We start from the raw sequence: 1,617 nt of genomic DNA on the forward strand, positions 1-1,617 counted from the left end.
GGATGGGGTTTATTAAATCTAGCTTTGTTTTTAGTTATTTAAGTTGAATTATTCACTTGTAAGACAGCAGTATAATAGTTTGCATATTATCAGTTAAATTCGGTACTACAAAATTTAGATACATTTCGCAACCACATCGCTGTGGATAAATATAAAAAGAGGTTGGCGTATGTATTAGATTCTACTAACCCCATACCTTTTGTCCTGTACATTACGTCTGTTCTTGTCTCTTATTTTTGCTAAATACGAAGCGCGATAAACTATTTCCTTTCTTATGGTCTCGTCGCCTCTTCTGTAGTTATAATAGCAGTTTTCAGGCATGTGGTGCTTGCCATATTTTGCCCAGATATCCTTTATCAAATGTTGTATATTAAATGAACTTTGAATTTTGTTACCGTCTAAAATAAGAATCAAATGGTAGTGTTTCTCGAGCTTTGCATTATATTCAGTCACATATTGATAATGAATCTTATTAAAGCCATATTCCTTTTTCAAAATGTGCTTTAACTTTGTCATAAAAGGCGTAAACAAATTCTTTCTAGATTTTTTTAGTTGTGATTTAAGGCGGAGGTCAACTCGCAATATAAAGAGTTTGTTATAATGAGACTCCATATAATCAAACCTATCAACAAACTGTTTGAGTATGTCTGGATAAATACCCCACCTTTTCTCTTTGTCAGTATTCACAGGATATATGATATCTCGATATAGCCAATTATCTTCATAGTGTATTGTTCTCATACGATCACTTAATGATTCCTCTACTTAATATTTGTTCATTGCTTTATTACTTTATTGTTACTATGGGGTTAGATATTATTAAGTACCTTTGTTATAGACCTGATATAAAAGCTATCCCATGTGGCTATATATAAGCTACAGGCAGAATAGAGCTGATTACAAACCTATTAAATAACAACTAAATCAACCCACTAAAACCCATTATGTGTCAGAAGGCTTCAGTGAATTTAACCATTCTTTTACCTCATGCTCATACCAACCAACACTGCGCCCACCGAGACTAATAGATTTTGGGAATTGCTTTTCCTCCATTCGACGATAGATAGTTGACTTAGATAGCCCCGTAAGAGCAATAACATCATCAAACCTAATGACTCTCATTGCAATTCGTTGATTAAGCTCGTCTTGAGAAAAATGGTTTTTACTATCCTTCATATTTTTTCACCTTTAATTTAGTATTTAAAAGGTTATAGTAGGGACAAAAAACAATGTTTAAAATTGGGGAAACTAGGGTTTGTTTAACCCCAAAATTTTATATGTTGGTGTATTTGGCTTCAGAGGGATAATTTTTTAAATAGGGGGAGGCTTCCTTCTATTTAAAATATTATGCTGTCTTATTTTTTTGCTAGGTTTTCTGCCAGAACGGAATTTTATTACATCCCCTAATTCTTTGTTACTAGCTTTTCTCAAGAAGTCATCTTTGCCGTGGTTAAAGATGTTAGATCTGTTAACTGTTTTCATATAATGATATATACAATTAGGATATTCCTTTAGTGGCTTTTTATTTTTAGTCACATAGTTAATATATTCTTCATAACTACTATGTAGCTTGTCCCAGACCTCATCCTTTTTCAAATTACAAAAACCATCTCGATC

General features: G+C 32.5%; 3 protein-coding genes. All 3 read right to left on the reverse strand.

Annotated elements, in window-relative coordinates; all coding sequences use genetic code 11:
* Nucleotides 1–174 precede the first annotated feature (174 nt).
* Nucleotides 175–741 carry a YagK/YfjJ domain-containing protein gene (locus GCU85_RS10415; protein WP_152811006.1) on the reverse strand — a complete coding sequence of 189 codons (567 nt, stop codon included), beginning with the start codon at nt 739–741 and terminating at the stop codon, nt 175–177.
* A 201-nt stretch (nt 742–942) separates the two neighbouring features.
* Entirely contained in the window at nt 943–1,176 is a 234-nt protein-coding gene (locus GCU85_RS09820; protein ID WP_235896286.1) for an AlpA family transcriptional regulator, read from the reverse strand.
* A 135-nt stretch (nt 1,177–1,311) separates the two neighbouring features.
* Nucleotides 1,312–1,617 (reverse strand): hypothetical protein (locus tag GCU85_RS10090; RefSeq protein WP_218110673.1); only part of this gene is annotated, 306 nt, incomplete at its 5' end.

This window comes from Ostreibacterium oceani (genome assembly GCF_009362845.1).
Lineage (GTDB): Bacteria > Pseudomonadota > Gammaproteobacteria > Cardiobacteriales > Ostreibacteriaceae > Ostreibacterium > Ostreibacterium oceani.